Annotated in this window: 19 protein-coding genes; 7 read left to right on the top strand and 12 right to left on the bottom strand. The window is 71.0% G+C overall.

Annotated elements, in window-relative coordinates; genetic code table 11:
- Nucleotides 1-15 precede the first annotated feature (15 nt).
- Both AB0J46_RS37640 and AB0J46_RS37635 read right to left on the bottom strand, forming a co-directional pair.
- Nucleotides 16-1,281, bottom strand: a complete 1,266-nt coding sequence (locus AB0J46_RS37640) for a WXG100 family type VII secretion target (RefSeq protein ID WP_364339093.1) — start codon at nucleotides 1,279-1,281, stop codon at nucleotides 16-18.
- The gene (locus tag AB0J46_RS37635) at nucleotides 1,266-1,685 is read right to left on the bottom strand and encodes a hypothetical protein (protein ID WP_364339092.1); all 420 of its coding nucleotides are present in this window, start codon (nucleotides 1,683-1,685) and stop codon (nucleotides 1,266-1,268) included. The genes AB0J46_RS37640 and AB0J46_RS37635 overlap by 16 nt, the downstream gene beginning before the upstream one ends.
- A gap of 113 nt (nucleotides 1,686-1,798) precedes the next feature.
- Between AB0J46_RS37635 and eccB the strand changes: the two genes are divergently transcribed.
- Complete coding sequence (gene eccB / locus AB0J46_RS37630) at nucleotides 1,799-3,232, top strand: type VII secretion protein EccB (protein WP_364339089.1); 1,434 nt, start codon at nucleotides 1,799-1,801, stop codon at nucleotides 3,230-3,232.
- Between the two features lie 11 nt (nucleotides 3,233-3,243).
- On the opposite strand, the gene AB0J46_RS37625 is transcribed toward eccB, so the two are convergent.
- The 6 genes from AB0J46_RS37625 to AB0J46_RS37600 all read right to left on the bottom strand — a co-directional run bounded on the left by AB0J46_RS37625 (nucleotide 3,244) and on the right by AB0J46_RS37600 (nucleotide 7,497).
- Nucleotides 3,244-4,011 carry a WXG100 family type VII secretion target gene (locus AB0J46_RS37625; RefSeq protein ID WP_364339087.1) on the bottom strand — a complete coding sequence of 256 codons (768 nt, stop codon included), beginning with the start codon at nucleotides 4,009-4,011 and terminating at the stop codon, nucleotides 3,244-3,246.
- Nucleotides 4,012-5,073 carry a hypothetical protein gene (locus AB0J46_RS37620; RefSeq protein WP_364339085.1) on the bottom strand — a complete coding sequence of 354 codons (1,062 nt, stop codon included), beginning with the start codon at nucleotides 5,071-5,073 and terminating at the stop codon, nucleotides 4,012-4,014.
- Nucleotides 5,070-6,377: a hypothetical protein gene (locus AB0J46_RS37615; protein WP_364339083.1), complete on the bottom strand. Its 1,308-nt coding sequence runs from the start codon at nucleotides 6,375-6,377 to the stop codon at nucleotides 5,070-5,072. Before AB0J46_RS37615 ends, AB0J46_RS37620 begins: the two co-directional genes overlap by 4 nt.
- A complete protein-coding gene (locus AB0J46_RS37610; protein ID WP_364339081.1) occupies nucleotides 6,374-6,754 on the bottom strand; it encodes a hypothetical protein in 381 nt (126 codons plus the stop codon). Before AB0J46_RS37610 ends, AB0J46_RS37615 begins: the two co-directional genes overlap by 4 nt.
- A gap of 68 nt (nucleotides 6,755-6,822) precedes the next feature.
- Nucleotides 6,823-7,128 (bottom strand): WXG100 family type VII secretion target, encoded by a 306-nt coding sequence (locus AB0J46_RS37605; RefSeq protein ID WP_357701773.1) that lies wholly within the window; start codon nucleotides 7,126-7,128, stop codon nucleotides 6,823-6,825.
- A 24-nt stretch (nucleotides 7,129-7,152) separates the two neighbouring features.
- Nucleotides 7,153-7,497, bottom strand: a complete 345-nt coding sequence (locus AB0J46_RS37600; RefSeq protein WP_364339079.1) for a WXG100 family type VII secretion target — start codon at nucleotides 7,495-7,497, stop codon at nucleotides 7,153-7,155.
- A 252-nt stretch (nucleotides 7,498-7,749) separates the two neighbouring features.
- On the opposite strand from AB0J46_RS37600, the gene AB0J46_RS37595 reads away from it, so the two are divergent.
- The 3 genes from AB0J46_RS37595 (at nucleotide 7,750) to AB0J46_RS37585 (ending at nucleotide 10,110) form a co-directional block, all read left to right on the top strand.
- Entirely contained in the window at nucleotides 7,750-8,169 is a 420-nt protein-coding gene (locus AB0J46_RS37595) for a hypothetical protein (RefSeq protein WP_364339077.1), read from the top strand.
- 100 nt (nucleotides 8,170-8,269) lie between these two features.
- On the top strand, nucleotides 8,270-9,424 hold the full coding sequence (locus AB0J46_RS37590) for a hypothetical protein (protein ID WP_364339075.1): 1,155 nt from the start codon (nucleotides 8,270-8,272) through the stop codon (nucleotides 9,422-9,424).
- A gap of 5 nt (nucleotides 9,425-9,429) precedes the next feature.
- Nucleotides 9,430-10,110, top strand: coding sequence for a hypothetical protein (locus AB0J46_RS37585; RefSeq protein WP_364339072.1), 681 nt, complete (start codon nucleotides 9,430-9,432; stop codon nucleotides 10,108-10,110).
- A gap of 1 nt (nucleotide 10,111) precedes the next feature.
- Here AB0J46_RS37585 and AB0J46_RS37580 read toward each other — a convergent pair whose 3' ends face one another.
- Together AB0J46_RS37580 and eccD are read right to left on the bottom strand one after the other, a co-directional pair.
- On the bottom strand, nucleotides 10,112-10,558 hold the full coding sequence (locus tag AB0J46_RS37580) for a YbaB/EbfC family nucleoid-associated protein (RefSeq protein ID WP_364339070.1): 447 nt from the start codon (nucleotides 10,556-10,558) through the stop codon (nucleotides 10,112-10,114).
- A 36-nt stretch (nucleotides 10,559-10,594) separates the two neighbouring features.
- Nucleotides 10,595-12,085 carry a type VII secretion integral membrane protein EccD gene (gene eccD / locus AB0J46_RS37575; protein WP_364339311.1) on the bottom strand — a complete coding sequence of 497 codons (1,491 nt, stop codon included), beginning with the start codon at nucleotides 12,083-12,085 and terminating at the stop codon, nucleotides 10,595-10,597.
- Nucleotides 12,086-12,230: 145 nt separating this feature from the next.
- On the opposite strand from eccD, the gene eccCa reads away from it, so the two are divergent.
- From eccCa to AB0J46_RS37560, 3 genes are read left to right on the top strand one after another with little or no spacing between them, the layout of a single operon-like run.
- Nucleotides 12,231-16,163: a type VII secretion protein EccCa gene (gene eccCa / locus AB0J46_RS37570; RefSeq protein WP_364339067.1), complete on the top strand. Its 3,933-nt coding sequence runs from the start codon at nucleotides 12,231-12,233 to the stop codon at nucleotides 16,161-16,163.
- Between the two features lie 24 nt (nucleotides 16,164-16,187).
- Complete coding sequence (locus AB0J46_RS37565) at nucleotides 16,188-16,499, top strand: hypothetical protein (protein WP_364339064.1); 312 nt, start codon at nucleotides 16,188-16,190, stop codon at nucleotides 16,497-16,499.
- Nucleotides 16,496-17,689, top strand: a complete 1,194-nt coding sequence (locus tag AB0J46_RS37560) for a transglycosylase SLT domain-containing protein (RefSeq protein ID WP_364339062.1) — start codon at nucleotides 16,496-16,498, stop codon at nucleotides 17,687-17,689. The genes AB0J46_RS37565 and AB0J46_RS37560 overlap by 4 nt, the downstream gene beginning before the upstream one ends.
- A gap of 72 nt (nucleotides 17,690-17,761) precedes the next feature.
- Here AB0J46_RS37560 and AB0J46_RS37555 read toward each other — a convergent pair whose 3' ends face one another.
- Together AB0J46_RS37555 and AB0J46_RS37550 are read right to left on the bottom strand one after the other, a co-directional pair.
- On the bottom strand, nucleotides 17,762-19,810 hold the full coding sequence (locus AB0J46_RS37555; RefSeq protein ID WP_364339060.1) for a hypothetical protein: 2,049 nt from the start codon (nucleotides 19,808-19,810) through the stop codon (nucleotides 17,762-17,764).
- 55 nt (nucleotides 19,811-19,865) lie between these two features.
- Nucleotides 19,866-21,086 carry a S8 family serine peptidase gene (locus tag AB0J46_RS37550; protein WP_364339059.1) on the bottom strand — a complete coding sequence of 407 codons (1,221 nt, stop codon included), beginning with the start codon at nucleotides 21,084-21,086 and terminating at the stop codon, nucleotides 19,866-19,868.
- Between the last annotated feature and the right edge of the window lie 228 nt (nucleotides 21,087-21,314).

The following is a 21,314-nucleotide window of genomic DNA, read 5'->3' as shown; positions in this document are numbered from 1 at the left end:
GCTACGCCGCTCCGGTCAGCCGATCCTGCCGGAGACGGCGTCGTCGCCGCCACCGCCCCAGACGTCGTCGTCCTCGTGCAGCCAGGTGCTGTTCTCCTTGTCCTCCGACTCGTTCGCGCCGGCGCCCGCCCCGCCCATCGGCAGGAACGGCATGCCGGCGCCGGTCGCGGACCTGGCGCCGAGAGGGAGGCCGCCCACGCCGGGCAGCACGCCGCCGACGCCGTTGCCCGGGCCGCCGGCCCCGAACGGGTAGGGGGAGCCGACGTTCGGGGCGGAGGTGCCGGAGGCCCAGGAGGCCGGGCGCTGGAAGTCCTCCAGGGTGGTGCCCGAGCCGGGGACGTCCGGCAGACGGCCGCTGCCCGGGGTCCCGGCGCCGGTGTACGAGCCGGCGCCGCCGGGGTAGGAGCCGGTGCCGTCGACGCCGCCCGGTGCGTCGGCGCCCGATCCGGTGGTGCCGTCGGAGGCTCCGTCCGGGTGGCGGCCGTCGGCGGACGTGTCGGTCCCGGTGTCCGGGTAGCCGCCATAGGTGCCGAGGGTGTCGCCGGGCAGCCGGGACCCGCCCGTGTCGTCTGACGTGACGTCGTCGATGTCGATGTCGTCGATGTCGTCGGCCCGCGGGTCGCCGCCTGGATCCTTGTACAAGGTCGGGTCGATCTGGTATTCGTCCTTCTCGCCGCTCGGGCCCGTGTCGGCAACGGGGGTGGCGGAAGGCTTGAGATCGGGCACGACCTTGGTAACGCTGGCGGGCAGCTTCTCGAAGACCGTGCGCAGGTCGTTGTTGAGCAGCCGGAGATGCTGACCGGCGAGGTGGTTCTGGGAGCCCGGTTCGAGCCCCTTGTCCATCGTCATGTACACGCCGGGGAAGTCGTCGTCCCACGTCCTTCCGTCAGACTGGCTCCAGGCGAAAGACTTGTGCTGCACGAAGTCCTGGTGGTCCTCGAGCCTCTTGACGAGCCCCTCCAGCGGCCCGCTCATCGCCGTGAACTTCGCCGCCAGTTCCCGGATCGTGGCGTGCAGGGTGCGCAGCGCCTGCTGAGCCTCCACCGACGAGGCACCGTCCCAGTACTTGGCCATCTGGGCCGCCCCCGACTCCAGGGCCTGGTTCATCGAGGTGAGCCGCGTGGCGGCCGTCTTGTAGCCCGCCACCACGGTTTCGAGAGTCTGCGGGGTGAGCTGCATGATCAGGTCCTTGACCGCAGCCACGCTCTGGTGGGTGTCGACGGCGAAGGACACCTGCCCCGGGGGGCGAATCGGGTGTTCGGCCCTCAGATCTCTTGCCATCCCGCGTCCTTCTTAGGGGCGATGGACAGGTTCAGGGCTTCCGCCCGCTTGTAGTTGCCCGCGCCCGTGTAGATGAGCCCGATCGCGAGCACCAGCTTCTCGTTGACCTCGTTGTACACCTTGGTCAGCTCCTGGTGGCCCTGCATCAGCGTTGCCGCGAAGTTGACGCCGCCGTCCCAGTTCTTGATCGTCTTCAGCGGCTGGGTGAACGCCTCCAGCGAACTGCCGAACGCAACCATCTCAGGGCTGGGTGTCTGGCCGGCAGCGAGGAGCTCCGTCAGCTTCTCCATAAAGGCGTTGGCGACCTCTTCGATTTTCGAGGGACTGGATTCAACGCCGTCCCTGTCGGCCACCAGACCCGGCCAGCTCTGCTCCAAATGCCAACCATTGTCGGTTGATGCCATGACAGCCTCCCACATGTGGTTGATCAAGGAGCCTACTAGGCAGCCATGCCGTATAAAAGCGTGATATCCATCATCATTAAATTTCTTTCGCAACCTGCGTAACATTGTCCGTCATGCAGACCCGAAAGGATCTTTACCAGGCGCACAAACTGATGGCCCAGCGCCTGGGTCTGGCGCTGCTGCAGGGCGAGCCCGATCTGCCCGAGTCCCCCATGCGGCGGTACAACGTGGCGACCTTCGCCGGCATCATCCTGCTGGTGCTGATCACGGCCGGGTTCGGGATCTGGGGCATGCTCAGCCCCGGAGGGGCCACCAAGCTCAAGGAGGCGGGCCAGTTGCTCGTGGAGGAGGAGACCGGCGCCTCCTACGTCTACAACCAGAGCGACGGCAAGCTCCAGCCGGTGGAGAACTACGTCTCCGCCAGGCTCCTGCTGGACAGCCAGGAGATCAAGGTCCGTACGGTGTCGGCCGAGTCGCTGGCCGGCTTCGCACGGGGGCAGAAGGTCGGCATCTCAGGCGCGCCCGACTCGCTGCCGAAGCCCCAGAAGCTGGTCAGATCTCCGTGGACGGTCTGCGTGGTCGAACAGCAGGACGCGACCGGGGTCCGCCGTCCGTACGTCACGTTGCTGGGCGGGATCGACGTCGGCGGCACACCGGTGGGCAGCGACGCGCTGCTCGTCGACGACGGCCAGCAGAACTGGGTGTTGTGGAACAACTACCGCATGCTGGTCAGGAGTCCGCGCCGGCTCACCGACCAGGCGCCGCGCCGCGTGCCGATCTCCTGGGTGAACTCCATCCCCGCGGGTCCGGACTTCGCCGCACCGGCGATCGCGCAGCGCGGCAAGCGGGTGCCGGGCCCCGGCGGCCGGCCCGCGCGGGTGGGGCAGGTCTTCACGCCGGCCGCCGTGCCCGGGGTGCCGGAACGCTGGTACGTGCTGCTCGCCGACGGCCTCGCGCCCGTCACCCACACGCAGGCGACGCTGCTGCTCCAGGACCCGGACACCAAGATCGCCTACGGCGGCGGCCGGGTGCGCCCGATCGCCGTGGACGCCGCCACCGTCAACGCCGCCAAGATGTCGGCCCTTCGCCTCCTGGGCGGCGGGCTGCCGGTCACCATGCCGCGCTTCCGCGCCCCCGCGGCAGACGCCCCCTTGTGCGCGGTGTACGCCGACACGGTCAGGGGCTCGGTCCGGGCACGGCTGACGACCGGGGCGACGCTGGCCATCCCGAAGCCGCCGAGCAGCGGCAACCCCGACCGCGTCGACCAGGTGCTGCTGCCGCCCGGCGGCGCGGCGCTGGCCGGCCAGCTCTCGGGCGAAGGCCGGACCGACGCCATCCACGAGTACTCCCTCATCACCGACGAGGGCAGACGGTTCCGGCTGGCCTCGCCCGACCTCGTCGGCACGCTGGGCTACGACGCCGCCCAGGTGGCGCCGGTGCCCGCGCATCTGCTGCGGCTCATCCCGGAGGGCCCGCTCCTGGACCCCGCCGCCGCGCGGAATCCCGTCGTGGAGACGTCGTCCGAACGCCTCCCCCGCCGCCCCTGAAGCCCGTCCGCTCAGGTGCGGGGGAGACCGCCCTTCGTGTCCAGCTTGGGCATCAGCGAGTGGTTCTCCACGCTGTACTCGAGCGCGGTGTTGCTGAACTCCGGCAGGTCGCCGGACTTCAGGGTGTCGAGCTCGTTCGGTATGCCCTTCATCGTGGGGAACAACTTCCCGCTGGCCTCGGACTGCTGGACGGCCTGGTAGAACAGGGTGCCGAGGACGGTGACCGCGATGCCGTGCTTGATCAGCACCTTCTTCATCGACGTGGTCGTGGTCCTGCTGACTTTGAGGTCGAGCGCGTACGCGATGAAGTTGCCGTAGACGCTGTGGCGAAGCGCCAACAGCGTCATGGCGTAGAGCGCCAGGTATCCGGCGACGCAGACGCAGGTGAGCGCCCCCACGTGGTACAACTTCGCGCTCTGGTCGACCGCCTCGCCGGTGGCGTTCCGTGTCGACCTGAGCGTGGCCAGGGATTTGGTGAACTCCGCGTAGGCCTCGTCGAACTTCTCGCGTGCCGTGCCCTCCCAGGTGGTCCCCGTGCCCGTGACCGTGGCCTGCAGTTGCTTGAGCTGTTCCTCCAGCGCGGCCAGTTCGGAGGTCGTCCCGCCGTTGTCGGTGGTGCGCCAGGTCTTGGACGACCCCGACATGCGCCCCGGATCGGAGATCATGAGCCCGATCATGAGCACGATGTAGAAGGCCCAGGGACGCCTGATCAGGACCGCCGCGCCCGAGGCGGTGGCGAAGGCCGTGTAGTACAGGCCCTTGCCCTCCTCGTAACTCATCTACGTCTCCTTGCCGATGATCTCGGGGGCGATGTCCTCGTCGTCCTCCCAGACGCCCTCGTCCTCCGACAGCAGCGAGCCTTCCTTCCGGTCGCGTTCGTCGAGGCCGTTGCCCGAGCCGGCCATCGGCATCATGGGCATCATCGGCATGCCGCTGCCCATCCCCCCGGACGTGCCCATGCCGGGAACCTTCGGACCGGCAGCGGCGCCACCGCCCGAGCCCGCGCCGTTGCCGGTCGGCGACCCCCATGTGGTCCCCGGCCGGGTGCTCAGGTCGGTCAGGTTCGGGTTCGGCGTCCCGTTCAGGGCCCTGGGGTCGTACGACGACAGGCCGGTCGTGTCCCGCGGCGAGTTGATCGCCGAGTCGATGTCGGGGACCTTCATGTTCGGGTCGCCGGCGCCGGACAGGCCGGAGTCCGGCCGGTCGATCCCCGGCAGGTCGCTGCCGGGAAGGTCGCTCCCGGGCCGGTCGGCGCCCGGCAGGTCGCCCTTCGGCGGGGCCGTGCCGGGCAGGTCGGTATCCGGCCGGTCCATGTCGGGCAGGTCGGCGTCCGGGAGGTCGGCGCCGGGCGGGTCGGCGTCCGGCATGTCGAGCTCCGGCGAGTCGGGCATCTTCGGGGTCGGCACTCCGCCGCCGGTCGGGTCGTAGTCCTGGTCCTTGCGGTACAGGCCGGCGTTCTCCTCCTCGGCCTTGTGGTAGTTGGCGTCGGCCGCCTTCAGCGCGGCCTGCCAGCTCTGCAGCGCCTTCTTGCCCCGCTCCAGGGCGGTGGACTGGGCCGCGATCGCCCTGTCATGGGCATGGGTGAGCCCGTAGCCGATCACGCCGAAGGCGGGGAAGGGCACCCCCATGTGGCCGGACTTGGCGCGCAGCGCGTCGATGATCGCCGTCTGTCCGTTGATCTGGCCGCTCGCCGCGCTGAGCGCGCCGTCGGTGAAGGAGATGCCCGACGACGGCACCGGCAGCTGGGTGCTCATCGGGATGCCGTACTGGCCGTAGGGCTGCTGCCCGGTCGGCTGCCCGTTCGGCTGCCCGCCGGCGCCGTTCTTCTGCTGGTCGCTCACCTGATCACCGGATCCGTCACGTCATGGTTGCCGTTCCAGGCCGACCTGTCCTCCGACAGGTAGGTGGTGCGCTCCAGGTCTCCGCCCGCGTCCCCGATCGGGCCCGCGCCGCCCGTTATCGGGAGGAATGGTGTGCCGGACAGGGCCGCCGCGCTGCCGCCGCGCATCGTCCCGAGTCGCCCGCCGGGTGTGTACGCGCTGTTCGGCGTACCGATCACCGACGGTACGGGCTGGTTCGTGGCGACCGGCGCCGCAGTCCTACCGGGGGTCGCCACGAGGGGTGGACGGTCGCCGATCGTGGGCTGGTAGAACGAGCTCTCGGTCCGGCCCGGGTCGGCCTCGGGGGTGGCGTCGTCGAGCTCGGTCCTGTCCTGGGCGCCGATCACCGGCGGGGTGGTGCCGTCCTCCGTGCCCGCGCCCGCGCCCGTGCCCGTGTCGCCGGCCTGGTCGCCGGGTTGTCGTCCGGGTGTGGGACCGCCGGCTGGCTGGTCAGAGCCGGCCGGCTGGTCGTCCGGGGGCGTACCCGGAGCGGCGTCGTCCGCGCCGTCCCGGGAGGTCTGGTCCTGCGTGCCCGGGTCGCCGGCGCCGGTCGTGCGCCCGTCGCCCGTGCCCGTGCCGGCCGGGTCGCCCGCGCCGGTCGTGGGATCGTCGCTCCTACCCGTCCCGCCGTAGACGACGCTCGTCGTGGCGAGCGGGCCGCCCGGGACCCTGACGGCCGGCAACTCGTAGGTGATGTCGTACGGGACCGAGCCGAGATGCAGGTCGCGGATCTTCTCGTTGAGCTTCCGCAGCGCCGCCTGCGCCCGCATGTTCTCCAGCAGGGCGACGGCGTTGGCCTCGTCGTCGCCCTGCCGGTCGAGCCCGTACAGCGCCCGGTGGACCCGTACGACCTCCTGGACGTCCGGGTCGTTCTTGTCCAGTTTGATGCCTTCGACCTCGGCGATGGCCACGGGGATGGAGGCGGCGTAGCCCTCCAGGCTGCGGCCCATCTCCGCGAGCTTGCGCGCCAGCTCGTTGCCGGTGGCGTACAGGAGCTCGAGCGCGATGCGGGCCCGGTCGGCGTCCGGCCCCTTCCAGATGGTGAGGATCCGGCCCGCGTCGTCCTCGAGCCCGACGACCGCGTTGAGGACCGCCTCGGCCGTGCTGATGTAGGTGGATCCGGCGAGTTTGACCAGGTCCGGCTGTGACGTCGCCAGCAGGCGCTGGATCTCCGCCTTCGGATGGACCTCCGTCTCACCGGAGGGGACCTGGTCGCCCCGGATGACGAGCGTCTCACGCCTGGAGCCGGCGCCGGCCACGGTCACCCGCCCTCGTTCCGGGTATCCGCCTCGGCGTGGTTGGCGGCGCTCGCCTCGATCGCGGCGATGACGCTCTTGTACGCCCTCACGAACTCGGCGTAGACCTGACCGAACTTCTGCCCCGCGCCGTCCCTGCCCGCGGTCGAGCCGAACACCTTGGCGTCGATCCACTCGCCGAACTGGGCGGCGCCGGGCTGGACGTCGGCCAGGGCGCGCCCGCTGACGCCCGGCTTCTCCATGGCCTGCAGATTCTTCGACATGGCCGCGGCGATCGACCTCATCACGGAGGGTTCGTGCACCCTGCCGTCGCCCTGGAACTTGCCGGCCGTGTGCGGCGGGATGCCCAGCGGGTCGGTTCGTGGTTCGGGTTCCTGGTTGCCCATCGGCTCACCCCTGCTGATACGAGACCCCGGTCACCACGTCGACGCGGCGACCGGGAGGCGGAGGCGCGTCAGTCCGTCCAGATGGCGATGTTGCGCCGCTCGGCGGCCTCGTAGTTGCCCTTGGCGATGTTGACCGCGGTGGCGGCCTCGAAGAGCTGCCTGCCCATGGCCCGTTCGTGGGCGTCCCACTGGTCCTTCTTGGTGTTGAAGAACTGCTCGGCCTCGCCCTCCCAGCTGGCGGCGAGCTCCTTCTTGATGTCGGCGAACAGGTCGTCGGTGACCTTGTCGAGCTCGGTCACGACCTTCTTGAGCTCCTCGTAGGCCTGCTCCATGCTGCCGAACTTGACGTATGTGTGATCATCGGGAACGGTCACTGGGATCTCCGTGGCGTCGGCCGGCTAGTTGCTGTTGATGACGTTGTCGATCCGGCCCGTGAAGCCGTCCCTGGCCAGGGACCCCGACAGCTCCATGTTCTGGTCTGCGGCGTTCCGGTAGACCCCGGCGCCCATGTTGAGCCGGTCGTGGATGTCCTCAAGGATCTTGATCACGGCCTTGAACTCGACGTCCCACTCGTCGAGGGCGTGGCTGAACTTCTGGGCCGCGCCGCCCCGCCACCCCTGGGTGGTCAGGTCGCCCTTGATCGTCTGAACACGCTGGCGCATGCCTTCGATGTACTGCGCGGTGTCCTCGCAGTACCCGGCGGCGTTGGTCAGCTGCGTCGGACTTGCTCCGTACAGTGCCACTGGACCTCCAAGTGGACATTTCCGTGTCTCGCATACCGGTTGGCCGACATGAATAGGGCGAACCCTTGCGAAACAACATCGACTCGCATGTTAACCACCACCCGTCCCAGCGATCACAACCGTCCGGCCGACGAGAAGAATTCTGCGCTCAATGCCAAAACATTCTGCGCTCTGTGCTAAAGACGCACAGAACCCGGCATCACAGGATTGCTCCTCGAACAAATCGCCTTTCGCTCTTTTGGGGATGAAAACGTGAGAATCACGAAGAGGACGGCCGGTGCGGTCCTCGCGACCGTGCTCGGCACGACGGCGGTCCTCACCGCCACCACCGCCTCGGCGTCCCGCCAGGCGGCCGAGACGCCCGCCGTCGTCTGCGGCCCGGGTTACACCGTCCAGCGCCAGGCCGCGTTCGCCGGCGGCGTCGCCTACCTGCTCTACAACCCCGGCAAGCAGAACGCCTGCGCGGTGACGTTCAAGACCAAGGACGTGGGCACGCGCAGCATGGTCTGGTCCGCGGTGGACGTGAAGGGCGCGGGCGTGGTGAAGAACGAGGAGATCACCCCTCTGCACACCGTGCCGGTCTACCACGCCGCGCCGACCGGGTCCTGGGTGAAGTTCTCCGGCGGCGTCAGGACCGCCGACTCCGGCGGCGTGTACGAACGCATCGGCTGAGACCCGCGGGCGGGCCCGCGACGGCCGACCTGTACGGCTGACCGTTCACGCGGTTAGTGTTTCTGATCGTTTGGGCGGGTCGCAGGCTCTGGGGGCGCGGATGGCCGAGTTCGGAAGCATCGACAGCCTTGTCAACTGGACCACGGCCGAGGACTCGGCGGTGACCGGACGCATGTCCGCCACGGTCGTCATGAGCGACGGCGACACGGGTGAGGCCGGACCGGCCGCTCCTGCGACGGCCGTCGCCGGCCTCGGACAGGAGCCGTACGTCCAGGAGGTCGCGGACGACGGCGAACACCGGCCGGACGACGGCGCCGTGGAGCCGGGGAACCCGGGCGCTCTCGTCGAGATCTCCGGCGACGACCCCCCACCCGAGCCACACGACCCGCCCCCCACCGCCCCCACGGCCCCCGCCCGCGAGGACACCCCGGCCGCCGAGCACGACCCGGCCCCCCAGAGCCCGCGCACCCTGGAAACCGGCCCTTCCGACTCCACCCCCTCGGATCCCCCCGCCGACCCCGAGACGCCCGCGCCCACCGCCCCACCCGCCGACTCCGAGGGCACCGGCACCCCCGACGCCGAGCGCCCCCCGTCGCCCACGACCCCCGACCGTCCCCAGGAGACCCCGTCGTCCGGGGAGCCGACGCCCGGCCGACCGGCCGCGACCACCCCCGAGAACACCACCAAGGCGCCCGACGCCGCGAAACCCCCCACGGCCACCACCCCCAAGGCGAACGACACCGAGGAATCTCCCAAGGGAGCCGCCCCGGCGGGCAGCGGCGGCGGCGGGACGCCGAGCGGCGGCCTCCCCACCGGCGCAACCCCGGACCCCACCGCCGCCACCCCCACCACCCCCGCCGCCGCGAACAGGGACGGCTCAGGCAAGGAACGCCCCCAGGATCCGAAGGCGACCGCGCTGAGCAACGGCGGCGTGTCCGGCGACTGGCGCAAGGCCAGCCCGGAGGCCATGGAACGGCTGGGCCAGAACCTCGCCCCGACGCAGGCGGGCGGTACGCAGACGCCGGGAGACCGGTTCAGGGCGGTGGAACGCACGGTCAGAGGCGCCACCCCCGGTTTCCCGGGCTTCGGCCTGGTCGGCAAGTTCGCCTTCGACGGCGCCTACGACGCGGCCCGCAACTCCGCCGCCGACTACCTCAAGCACGCCAAGAACCAGCTCGGCCGCTGGCAGACCCAGCTCAACGAGGGCGCCAAGGTCATCAGGGACGCCAACGACAAGAGCACGCTGAAGAAGTAGGGACCATGGATCATTACCGCGACGGCACGGCCCTTTACACGATGGCCGTGGCCTCCTGCAACGCGGGCGCCATGCTGAAGAGCAACGTGGTGCTCTCCGTCGTCTGCAAGATGTGCGCCGCGCTGATCGGCACGATGCTCTCCAGCCCCGAGGACATCCACGGCACGGCCCGCGAGGTGCGCGCCGCGACGCACGAGGTCGAGCAGGCGAAGGAGAGCGTGCGGCAGCTTCTGGCCGGGGTCTCCAGCCAGGACTGGGAGCAGATGGCCCGGCCCGAGATGGAGAAGGCGGCCGAGAAGTTCACCCTGGAGGTGGCCAAGACCGGCGGCGTGTACAAGGAGCTGGCCCACACCCTCGACCAGCTCGCCAAGATGTCCCACACGGGTGCGGTGTCGTCCGTCTCCCTGAGCGGGTTGTTGCTGGGTCTCTCGGCCCTAGGGCACTTCCTCCCGGGCAGTCCGCTGGCGGCCTCGGCGGCCGTGCAGGCGCAGGGGGCGTTCAGGCGGTTCTTCTCCAAGATGCTCGTGGTGTACGGCTCGGCCGCCGCCCTGGCCTGGCTCGCGAGCGGGCTGATGTCCGCCTTCAAGGACACGGGCATGTCGGAGGCGGTCACGCTCACCGGCAAGGACGCACCCGCCTTCGAGCAGGTCGTCATCGCCGACCTGCCCACGCAGCGCCCGGCCTAGCTCACAACTCCAGCCGCCGCCGGATGCGGTCGAGTTCGCCCATCACGTCCTCGAACGTGCGGTTGTAAGCGGACTCCGCCTCCTTGATCTGGTTCAGCGCGGCGTCCGGGTCCCTGAGGTACGTCATGGGGTTGTCCTCGGAGTCGCCGAACGTCTCGCTCATGCCCTCGGCGACCTGCCGCTGCAGGTCGGCCGTGGCGTCGTTCAGCGCCGTCTTGATGAGGTCGGCCAGCTCGCCGGACGACAACCGCAGGCCCTTGGGGTGCAGTTGCAGCTCACGGACGCCCTCCTGGCCGCACTCGACGGTGACCAGCCCCTGCTCGTCCTGGGCCCGTCCGACGAAGGAGTCCATCTTCTTCTGGAACTCCTCCATGCGGGCGAACTGCTGGTCGGCCCCCTTGAGCAGCTTCTCGACGTCGATGTTCGCGAAGTCTCCGAATTCCTGCACAGCCTCACTCCTCCGCTCGAAACGGCCAGCAAAGTATCAGCCCGACAACCCGCGCACCCAGGTGTAGAGCTCCAGCACGCCGGCCGCGAGCGGGAAGAGCTCGACGATCAGCAGCAGGTCCAGGATGTCCCCGGCCCGTCCCCAGAACGGCGACGGCTTGCCCGAGGCCAGCCCCCTCCCGACGCCCACCATCAGCAGGGACGCCCACAACACGCAGACCGCCACCGCCAGCGCGCCGATGACCCCGCCCTTGGAGCTGAGCGCGAAGGCCGTCATGGCGAGCCCCGCCATGCCCGGCCCGAGCAGCCAGAGCCGCTGGCCGACGCCGGAGAACACGCGGGCGCGCATGATGACCGTCAGCGAGATCGCTCCGGTCATGATGTACGCGATCAGGCCGTCGTGCAGCACCAGCAGCGCCTGGGCGACCAGTGCGGCCAGCCCGACGGCGACGATCTGCGCCGTGGCGTAACGCTGGGCGACCAGGGTGCGCTCCTGGATCGCCGCCGCGTCGAGCCGCTGGTTGTCGGCGCGCAGTTCCTCGGCCGTCGTGGGCATGGCCGGCAGCGGCACCCGGGCCAGCCGGAACGACAACGTCGGCACCAGCGGGCTCAGCGCCAGCAGCACGGCGATGGCCACGGCCGCCACCCCCGCGGGGACGGTTCCGGTCAACATGACCACCGCCGCACAGACCGCGCCACAGGCCGCGGCGATGGACGTACCCAGAAAGCCGGGAATGCCGTGCGAGATCGTCATCCCGGCGACGGCGGCGGCGAGCGCGGTGCAGGCGAACGCGGCGAGCAGGTGAGGAGCGCCGGCACCGGCCAGGCCGCCGGTCCCGGCGGGCGTGAACAACCCGGCCAGGAAGGCGTACGGCAGCGCCGCGTGACCGATCAGCGCGCTCGCCGTGGAGTCGCCCATGGCCCGCGACAACACGGTTCCGGCGGCGATGAGCAGCAGCGCGAGCGTTCCGAAGACGACCGGCCCGACCAGCGGGGGCAGGCCCGCCAGGGCCAGGCCGACGGCGCCGAGGACCAGCAGCCCCGTGGCTCCGGCCGCGCCGACAGCCGTGGTGTGGGCCGCCGTCCACTTGCCCGGCCCCTCGCGCACGCCGGTGGCCACGACGTCGGCGACGTCGTCGAAGATCGCGGCCGGCAGGATCGACTCACGGGGGCGCAGGTAGAGGATCTCGGCGTCGAGCACGCCGAGCGCGCTGAGGCTCTGCTCCAGGTCGAGGGGGGAGCCGCCGAGCCGCTGCAGCGTCCATCCCGGCGACGACGTCGCGTCGCCGCCCACCTCGCCGAGCATGCGCAGCAGCCCCGGCAGCACGTGCGGCAGGGGGATGTCGGCCGGCAGCGTCAGGTCGGCCTTGCGGCCCGGCCCCACGATCGTGACGTTGCACAACGTCGGCAGCGGCAACGGCAGTTGCGCGAGCGCGCCCTGCTGAACCGGCCCCGACGGCGCCTGAGCGGGCTCGGCGGCTTCCCCGGCGGGGGGCCGGGACTCGGGCGGCGGCGGCTTCTGAACCATCGATCCCACGGTCCACTCCGTCCCAAAAGGATCACGGACAGCACAGACCATAGCGGGTCGATTCTGGTAAGAACGTCGCGTGAGCAAAGTGGTTGTCCGGCGCCCGGAGCGTCGTCCCGGCCCGAAGCCACCTCGCGGAGAAGTCATGCTGGAGTCTCCGCCGGAGATCCCGGAGGTTCAGGGCCAGGGTTTCATGGCGGTACTCACCTACCTGCCCATGGTGGCCGGGGCCGCGGCGATGGCGCTGATGTTCACCGCGGGGGGCGCCAACACCAGCCCGGTCATGTACGTGGCCAGCGGCCTGTTCGCCGTCTCGATGCTCGGCATGAGCATCGGCCAGATGGGACGCCAGTCCGGCGAGCGCAAGCACCGGCTGAACGGCGCCCGCCGCGACTACTTCCGCTACCTCGGCCAGATCCGCAGGAAGGCCAGGCGCGCCGCCAAGCAGCAGCGCGAGGCCCTGGAGTGGAGCGGGCCCGAGCCGGACTCCCTGTGGTGGATCGCGATGGGCCCGCGCCTGTGGGAGCGCCGCCCCCGCGACGAGGACTTCAGCACGATCCGCCTCGGCACCGGCGTGCAGAAGCTGGCCATCCAGCTCTTCCCGCCCGACTCCAAGCCCGTCGAGGACCTGGACGCGCTCTCCTCCGGCGCGCTGCGCAGGTTCATGCGCGCGCACTCCACCCTCGCCCGGCTGCCCGTCGCCGTCGCCCTGGCCTCCTTCGCGCGCATCCGGCTCACCGGCGACCTCGCGGCGACGCGGGACCTCGTCCGTGCCGTGATCGGGCAGGTCATCACCTTCCACTCCCCCGACGACATGCGGATCATGGTCTGCGCCGACCACGAGCGCATGCCCCACTGGGAATGGGTCAAGTGGCTCCCGCACGCCCACCATCCCGACCTGGCCGACGCGTCCGGGCCCGTCCGCCTGATGGCCGAGGACCTGGGCGATCTCGATCGCCTCGTCGGCGGGGACCTCAAGGAGCGTCCCAGGTTCCAGCCGGGCTCTCCGGCCGACGAGCTGCCGTACCACCTGGTGATCGTGGACGGCGGGCACATGCCGCACGACTCCCAGCTCGGCAGCGACGCCATCCAGGGCGTGACCGTCATCGACCTGACCGGCTCCACCGGAGCCGTCGAGGAGGGCAACACGCTGCGGCTGGAGGTCCAGCGGGACGACCTGCACATGGTGAAGATCGACCACGCGGGCAAGGAGCGCAGGACGCGCCTGGGCGCTCCGGACAGGCTGTCCTTCGTGTGGGCGGAAGGGCTGGCCAGGCAGCTGTCACCGCTGCGGGCCTCGTCCAGGAGCGGCGGCGACGGCGAGGACATGCTGTCGATCAACACCACGCTCACCGACCTGCTCGGCATCAGCGACCCCCGCGGCCTGGACCCGGCCGTCACGTGGCGTCCGCGCGCCGGGCGCAACAGGCTGCGCGTGCCGATCGGGCTCGGCGCGGACGGCCGCATGGTCGAGCTCGACATCAAGGAGTCGGCGCAGGGCGGCATGGGCCCGCACGGGCTGCTGATCGGAGCCACCGGCTCCGGAAAGTCGGAGCTGCTGCGCACCCTGGTGCTCGGGCTGGCCGTCACGCATTCGTCGGAGATCCTCAACTTCGTCCTGGTCGACTTCAAAGGCGGCGCGACCTTCCTCGGCCTCGACTCGCTCCCCCACGTCTCGGCCGTCATCACCAACCTGGAGGACGAGCTTCCGCTGGTCGACCGCATGCACGACGCGCTGCACGGCGAGATGGTGCGCAGGCAGGAGCTGCTGCGGGCGTCGGGCAACCACGCCTCGCTGCGCGACTACGAGCGGGCCCGCGAGCAGGGCGCCAACCTGTCGCCGCTGCCCACGCTCTTCGTCGTGCTCGACGAGTTCAGCGAGCTGCTGTCCACCAAGCCGGAGTTCATCGACCTGTTCGTGATGATCGGCCGGCTCGGCCGCTCGCTCGGCGTGCACCTGCTGCTGGCCTCCCAGCGGCTGGACGAGGGCCGGTTACGCGGGCTCGACACGCACCTGTCGTACCGGATCGGGCTGCGGACGTTCTCGGCGATGGAGAGCCGGGCCGTGCTGGGCGTGGCCGACGCCTACGAGTTGCCCTCGGCGCCGGGCAACGGCTACCTCAAGTTCGAGACGACCGGCATGACCAGGTTCAAGGCCGCGTACGTCTCCGCCGCCTACCAGCCCGACCCCCGGCACGTGACCGACAGCGGGCAGCCCGCGGCGCGCGAGGTCATCGAGTACGGCCACGCCTATGCGCCGCTGCCCGCCGCCGAGACGCCGGCGGAGCAGACGCCGGCGGAGCCGGAGGAGAGCGGCGCCCAGTCGAGCCTGCTCGACATCGTGGTCGGCCGGCTGAGGGGACGCGGCCCCGCGGCGCACCGCATCTGGCTGCCGCCGCTGGCCGAGCCACCGACGCTGGCTCACCTGCTGCCCGCGCTGTCGGTGACCCCGGAGCTCGGGCTGTCCACGCCCGGCTGGGACGGCCGAGGGCGGCTGCACGCCGTCATCGGCATCATCGACCGGCCCTTCGACCAGCGGCGCGATCCGTACTGGCTGAACCTGTCCGGCGCGGCCGGGCACGTCGGCATCGCGGGCGGCACGCAGAGCGGAAAGAGCACGGTGCTGCGCTCGCTGATCGCCAGCATGGCGCTCACGCACACGCCTCGGGAGGTGCAGTTCTACTGCCTGGACTTCGGCGGCGGCACGCTGTCGGCCCTGGAGGGGCTGCCGCACGTGGGCGGCGTGGCCAACCGGCAGAACGCCGACCGGGTCCGCCGTACGGTCGCCGAGATCTCGGGCATCCTCCAGCAGCGCGAGCGGGACTTCGCCGACCAGGGCATCGACTCGATCGCGACGTACCGCAAGCGGGTGGCCGACGGCAGCGTCGAGGACGACGGCTGGGGCGACGTGTTCCTGGTCGTGGACGGTTGGCTGACGGTCCGGCAGGAGTACGAGAGCCTGGAGTCGGTGATCACTGACCTCGCGGCGCGCGGGCTCGGCTACGGCGTGCACGTCATGGCGACCACGAACAAGTGGTCGGAGTTCCGGCCGGGCATCCGCGACCTGTTCGGCACCAGGATCGAGCTGAAGCTCGGCGACGCCTACGAGTCGGAGGTCAGCCGCAGCGCCTCGCTCGCGGTGCCCGAAGGCACGCCGGGACGCGGGCTCACCAAGGACGGCATGCACTTCCTGTCCGCCCTGCCCAGGATCGACGGGGTTCGCGGTGCCGACGACCTCGCCGACGGGCTGCGTTCGCTCGTGGAGGTCGTCGCCGAGTCCTGGCAGGGGCCGGCGGCCAGGCCGGTCCGGCTGCTGCCGTCCCTGCTGCCCGCGGCCGCCCTGCCCGGCCCGCAGGAGACCGGCGGGAACCGGATCGCGATCGGCATTGACGAGGCGACGCTCTCGCCCGTCGCGGTCGACTTCGAGGCCGATCCGCACTTCGTCGTCTTCGGCGACACCGGGTGCGGCAAGTCGAACGTGCTGAAGCTGATCATGGAGGGCCTGGTCGCGCGCAAGACACCCAGGCAGGCCCGGCTGGTCGTGATCGACTACCGCCGGTCGCTGCTCGACACCGCCGCGACCGAGCACCGCATCGGGTACGCCGTCTCCAGCGCGGCGGCCGCGGAGCTGGTGCAGGAGGTCCGCTTCGCCCTGCTCAAGCGGCTACCGCCCGCCGACCTGACCCCCGACCAGCTCCGCGAGCGCAGCTGGTGGCAGGGGTCGGACCTGTACGTCGTGGTCGACGACTACGACCTGGTCGCCACCTCCAGCAACCCGCTGCAACCGCTGGCCGAGCTGCTGCCGCAGGCGCGGGACATCGGGCTGCACCTCATCCTGGCCCGGCAGATGGGCGGCGCCAACCGCGCCATGTACGACCAGGCGGTGCAGCGGCTCAAGGAGATGGCCAGCCCTGCGCTGATCATGTCGGGCAACCGGGAGGAGGGCGTGCTGTTCGGCAAGGTGCGACCGCAACCGCTCCCGCCCGGACGTGCCTTCTTCGTGGACCGCAGGGCCGGGGACCGGCTGATCCAGACCGCGTCGCTGGAAGAGGAGGAAATCGGGCCTGATCTTTCGTGATGATCTCCACTATGCTCGATCTTCATGAGCAAAGGCTTGGTTGACGTCTCCTACAAGGCGCTCGACGAGTGCCGGACACAGATCAACATCGCGGCCAAGAAGATGTTCCTCGACGACCTCCTCCGGCTGAGCCCGTCGAAGCCGCCCGCCCAGACGGATGCCTCCCTGTTCGGCAAGCTGAACGGCGCGCCCGAGCTGGCCGCGCTGATGGACGCTGCCTGGACCGCGATCCGGGTCGAGATCGAGAGCTGCCGGCTGAAGCTGGAGAGCGCGGAGCGGGCGCTGGACGACGTGGAGAACAACCTCCGCACGGCGGGGACGGCCTCGGGCGCATGAGCGACGACCCCCGGTTCACCATCACCGCGCCGGACATCACGGAGCTGCCTCGCGGAGCGGAGTTGCAGGCGCTGCTCGACAAGGTGACCGGGAACGCCGAGGGCATCAAGGCCATCACCATGACCTGGAAGGCGAGCTCGTTCCATGTCGCCGCCGAGACCGCCGCGCTGGCCGAGAAGATCACCGACGTCGACAAGAAGTGGGAGGGCGAGTCCGCGGACGCCTTCAACCGCTACATGCTTCTCTTCCCGAAGGCGGGCACCGACTTCAACTCCGCCGTCCACGACTGCTCGGCAGCGGTCGACAAAGTGGCGGCGGCGCTGCAGAGGGGCTCGGCAGAGATCCGGACACTCTGCGACAACGCTGTTGGAAGGGCGCAGAGGTACATCCGGGACTACATGGCCGCGAACCCCACGAAGGAGCAGGCCGACGCGAGGGGCGCGCTGGCCGCGGACGCGTCCTTCGCCGGCGACATGAACCGCGACATCGATCGCGCCAAGACGCTCGTCAAGGACGCCGAGGACTCCATCGGCACCGCCAGGTCCATGTTGACCAGCCGTGTCCGGACCGTCGCGCCCCAGGCGAAGGCCGGGATGGGCTTCTTCTTCGACCTCCCCTTCCCCGGGGGCACGGACTTCGATCCGGGCGAGAAGAAGGTCATCTGGAACCGGACCCCGCAGCAGAAGACGCAACTGTCGGGCGAGAACGGCTCGGGCGGCGGGCCGGGCTCCGGCGGGCCGGGGGCGGGCGGTGTGGACGCGTCAGCGAAGTCCACGCCCGCGCCGAAGGCCGAGGTCGTCGAGTGGATCAAGCAGGCGCTGACCGTCATCAGATCCCCCGAGATGGCGGACACGATGCGCGAGCGCGGCATCGACGTCACCGACCTCGACCCCAACGACCCCCAGGACGTCCAGCGCATCTGGACGATCATCTACCACGAGTCCGGCGGCAACCCCAACGCCGTCAACACCTGGGACATCAACGCCAAGAACGGCATACCGTCCCAGGGCCTGATGCAGACCATCCCGCCCACGTTCAACGCGCACGCCCTGCCGGGCCACGAGAAGATCCTCGACCCGGTCGACAACATCATCGCGGGCGTGCTGTACACCTACAGCAGGTACGGCAATCTCGCCGGCCACCCCGGCATCGAGTCCCTGGAGCGGGGCGGCGGCTACCAGCCCTACTGACCGGCGGCGCCCGTCGGGGAACGGCGACGCACCCTGCCCGGAGCCGTCCGAGCAGGGTGTGCACCGGACCGGTCAGCCGCAGTTGGCCCAGCCCGCGGCGGTGCTCCCGGCACCGACGCTGCCGGAGAACTTCACGCAACTGCCCGGGGCGGCCAGCTTCACCGGCCCGGCGTAGTACTTGTAGTCGCCGCTGTCGGTCGCGCTGTCCCCGTCCTGGACGTCGAGCGTCGCGCTCACCGGGCTCTCCTTGCCCACTCCCGCGTACTTCATCGTCACCACGCAGTTCTGCTTGGTGCCGCTGTTGTACAGCTGGAAGGTCTCGCCGCCGTTGAACGACTGGGAACGCTGCACGTAGAAGCCGGACCCGCACACCTGGGTGGGCGTGTAGGGGTTCTTCGGCTCCGGCTGCGCCGCCGGCGGCGCCTCGCTCTCGGGCGGCTCCGGCGCGGGGGCCTCGGTCGTGGGCGGCGGAGCGGGCGCCTGCTGGGTGCTCTTGGTGGGGGCCGGAGCCTCCGTGCTCTTCTTGGGGGCCGGGGTGGGGGCCTCGGTGCTCTTCTGAGGGGCCGGCGTCGGGGGTTCGGTGCTCTTCTTGGGGGTCGGGGTCGGCTCCTGGGACTGCTCCGGCGTCCTGGTGTCCCTGGCCGTCGGCGTCGCCGTGACCGTCTTGGTCGCCTGCGGGCTCTTCGGCTGTGAGGCCGTCGGCTGCGGGGTGGTCGGCTGGGGGGTGCTGACCGGCTGGGTGGACAGCAGCGAAGGCGTCGGCACCGTGCTGTACACGGGGGCGGTCGGCACGCCGGACGGCTCCTCGGTGGGCAGGATGAGCGGGCCCACCCCGTACGGGTCGGCGTCGGACGGCGTGGCCCAGGGCACGGCCACGTCGGCCTGGTCGGTGCCGGGCTCGCCCGGCTGCGGAACCGTCCCGTCACCGGGGCCGGGCGTCCCGTTCCCGGCCGCGTCGGCGGACCCGGTGGCCCCGTCGGTGGACTTGCCCTCGGCCGCGACGCCGACCGAGTCGATCCGGTTCGTGTCCGTGTAGCGGCTGGCGCCCCACAGGCCCACCCCTGACAACACCATGAGCGCGGCGACCGACGCCGTCAGGCCGACCGGAAACTTCCGGCGCGGGGCGGCCGGATCCACGACCGACGCCTGCCACACCTTGGGCCGATGCGGCGCCTCCCGCATGGGCTGCTGCACCCTTGGCGGCTCCCAGGTCTGCTGGGGCTGCTGCGGCTGCTGGAGCTGGGGCTGGGGCGGCTGCACCGGCACGCCTTCGAGCGGTTCGGCGGCCTCCGCCGCCGCCAGAGCCGGAGGAACGAAGGCCGGGGTGTTGGCCGAGGCGTCCGGCGACGGCAGCTTCGCCGTGACCTCCTGATCCGCCGGCGGGCCGCCGAGCAGGCGCAACAGCGCCGCGTCCGTGGCAGGCCGCCGCTTGGCGTCCTTCGACAGCGCCGCGGACACCACGTTCCGCAGCGGCTCCGCGAGTGTGCCCAGCTCGGGCGTGCCGGTCAGCACCTCGTCGGCGTCCTGACCGAACGGCGCCTTCCCGGTGGCCGCGAAGACCACCGTGGCGGCCCAGGCGAACAAGTCGGCGGAGGGGCCGTACGGCTCGCCCCTCAGCTGTTCGGGCGAGCGGTAGCCGATCTCGCCGGCGGCCTCGCCGAGGTCCAGGTCGGTCACCCGGACGCCGTCGGCGCCCATGATGACGTTGCCGGGGGTCAGTCCCCGGTGCGTGACGCCCGCCAGGTGCGCGGCGGTCAACGCGGTCAGCGTCCCGACGGCCACCCGCTCCACCCCGTCGGGGTCGAGCGGCCCGTCGGCGGCGACGGTCTCGGCCAGGCTGCGCCCCTCGACGTGCTCACGTACGACGTAGAGGTGGCCCTCGCGCAGGCCGGCGTCCAGCGTCCGCGCGATGGACGAGCTGGAAAGGCGCCGGACCTTGGCGAAGCGCGCGACGCCTTCCGCATCGGCGTCCGGCTTCGCGGCCAGCACTTTGATCACCCGGAGGGGTGCGTCCTCTGACTCGCGGCCGAGGAAGGCCACCCCGCGCGGCCCCTCCGGCAGGCGTTCCAACAGGTCGTGGTCGCCCAGCCTCGGTGGATCGTCTGGCTGTAACGGGTGCATCGTAGGTTCCCTTCGTATCCAGGCGCTGCGCTGCGGGCAGCGCCTGCATCAGCGGTCAACTGACGTCATGGGGCGGTGGGCCCGTGCGCCATCCACGGCTTCTGCCGAGCGGCAGCACCAGCGCGAGGGCGCCGGCCACGGCGGTGAGGAGCAGCGCTCCCGCTGTCACGGCCAGCGCGGTGTTCCGGGCCGCGAGGTTCTCCGGAGGGACCTGGGCGATCGCGTCCGCCGCGATGGGATCGGGCGGCGGCGCGGCCACCAGGGGGCGGCCCGCGGGCTCGAAGGGCAGCACGGCGCTGACCGCCTGCACCGGGTTCACCATGCCCGCACCCGTGCCCTCGCCGATGGAGCCGTCGGCCGTGGCGATGATGCGCCGCCGTACCTGCTCCTGGTCCAGGTGCGGGAAGCGGGCGCGCACCAGTGCGGCGGTCCCGGACACGTAGGCGGCGCCGAAGCTGGAACCCTCGAGGTCCAGCTTGTACGACCTCCCCGGCCAAGGGGCGATGATGCCGACCCCCGGCCCCAGGACGCCGACGGGCGTGGCCGTGTTGGAGGAGTCGGCGCGTCGCCCGTCGGGAGTGGCCGAGCCCACGGCCAGCACACCCTCGTAGGAGCCCGGATAGGCGGGCACGTCCTCCTTCTTGTCGGTGATGTTGCCCGCGGCGGCGACGATCACGACGTCCCTCGCCAGGGCGTTCCGGACGGCCGCCTTGAGTGCGGGATTGTCGGCCGCCTTGATCGAGATGTTGATGACGTCGGCCTTGAGCTGGACCGCCTTGTCGATGGCCGCCACCAGGGTGGCGACGTGGCCCTCGGCCTGGCTGCTCTGCTTGAGCACCATGACGGTCGCCCGCGGGGCCACGCCGTGGAAGGCGACGCCCGGATAGACGCGCCCGGCGATGATCCCCGTGACGGCGGTGCCGTGACCGACGCAGTCGGTGTAGCCGGTCCCGGTGAAGTCGACGTAGTCGGAGAGCCAGGGCAGTTGCGGGTGCTTGACGTCGAGGCCGCTGTCGATGATCGCCACCCGGACGCCGGCGCCGGTGCTCAGCCGCCATGCCGTCTTGATGTCGAGCCGCGTCTGTGCCCAGGGCTCTCCGCCGGGCAGCTTCACCACGCCCGGTTCAGGGCTGCACTCGACGTCCGCCGTCGTGGCGGCCGCCGGAGCAGCGGCGGCGCCGAGTCCCAGCACGGCGGACAGCAGCACCCGGCCGATCATCCGCGCGCGTCCCGGTCCCCCCTTCCAGGTCGTCACAGTGGCGTCGCCCGCTTTCATACGGCGACGGTCACTCCACCGCTCTGCCAGGGTCATCTCAGCCATCCGGGTCCAACCGCGTCTAACCGCCGAACGCAGCGATCGACACGACCAGCAGGGCGGCGGGGAACGCGGGCGTCCTGGCTCTGGCATCAGCGCCCACGTGCACACCTGTCCCGATCATGTCGATTCGTCGAAAGGCAGTCTTGCGACGCCGGGTGACCCGTGTCGTTAGCGGAGAGTGCGAGA

Origin of the sequence: Nonomuraea sp. NPDC049758 (assembly GCF_040674635.1) — a bacterium.
Classification (GTDB): domain Bacteria; phylum Actinomycetota; class Actinomycetes; order Streptosporangiales; family Streptosporangiaceae; genus Nonomuraea.
Note: the sequence above shows the minus strand (reverse complement) of the source record. Positions and strands in the feature narration are given on the sequence as shown.

Excerpts from the sequence above, each read along its gene's own strand:
- eccB (WP_364339089.1), top strand. The coding sequence starts at position 1,799 with ATGCAGACCCGAAAGGATCTTTACCAGGCGCACAAACTGATGGCCCAG.
- AB0J46_RS37585 (WP_364339072.1), top strand. The coding sequence starts at position 9,430 with ATGGATCATTACCGCGACGGCACGGCCCTTTACACGATGGCCGTGGCC.
- AB0J46_RS37565 (WP_364339064.1), top strand. The coding sequence starts at position 16,188 with ATGAGCAAAGGCTTGGTTGACGTCTCCTACAAGGCGCTCGACGAGTGC.
- AB0J46_RS37560 (WP_364339062.1), top strand. The coding sequence starts at position 16,496 with ATGAGCGACGACCCCCGGTTCACCATCACCGCGCCGGACATCACGGAG.
- AB0J46_RS37555 (WP_364339060.1), bottom strand. The coding sequence starts at position 19,810 with ATGCACCCGTTACAGCCAGACGATCCACCGAGGCTGGGCGACCACGAC.
- AB0J46_RS37625 (WP_364339087.1), bottom strand. The coding sequence starts at position 4,011 with ATGAGTTACGAGGAGGGCAAGGGCCTGTACTACACGGCCTTCGCCACC.
- AB0J46_RS37550 (WP_364339059.1), bottom strand. The coding sequence starts at position 21,086 with ATGAAAGCGGGCGACGCCACTGTGACGACCTGGAAGGGGGGACCGGGA.
- eccCa (WP_364339067.1), top strand. The coding sequence starts at position 12,231 with ATGCTGGAGTCTCCGCCGGAGATCCCGGAGGTTCAGGGCCAGGGTTTC.
- AB0J46_RS37610 (WP_364339081.1), bottom strand. The coding sequence starts at position 6,754 with ATGGGCAACCAGGAACCCGAACCACGAACCGACCCGCTGGGCATCCCG.
- AB0J46_RS37640 (WP_364339093.1), bottom strand. The coding sequence starts at position 1,281 with ATGGCAAGAGATCTGAGGGCCGAACACCCGATTCGCCCCCCGGGGCAG.
- AB0J46_RS37635 (WP_364339092.1), bottom strand. The coding sequence starts at position 1,685 with ATGGCATCAACCGACAATGGTTGGCATTTGGAGCAGAGCTGGCCGGGT.
- eccD (WP_364339311.1), bottom strand. The coding sequence starts at position 12,085 with ATGGTTCAGAAGCCGCCGCCGCCCGAGTCCCGGCCCCCCGCCGGGGAA.
- AB0J46_RS37590 (WP_364339075.1), top strand. The coding sequence starts at position 8,270 with ATGGCCGAGTTCGGAAGCATCGACAGCCTTGTCAACTGGACCACGGCC.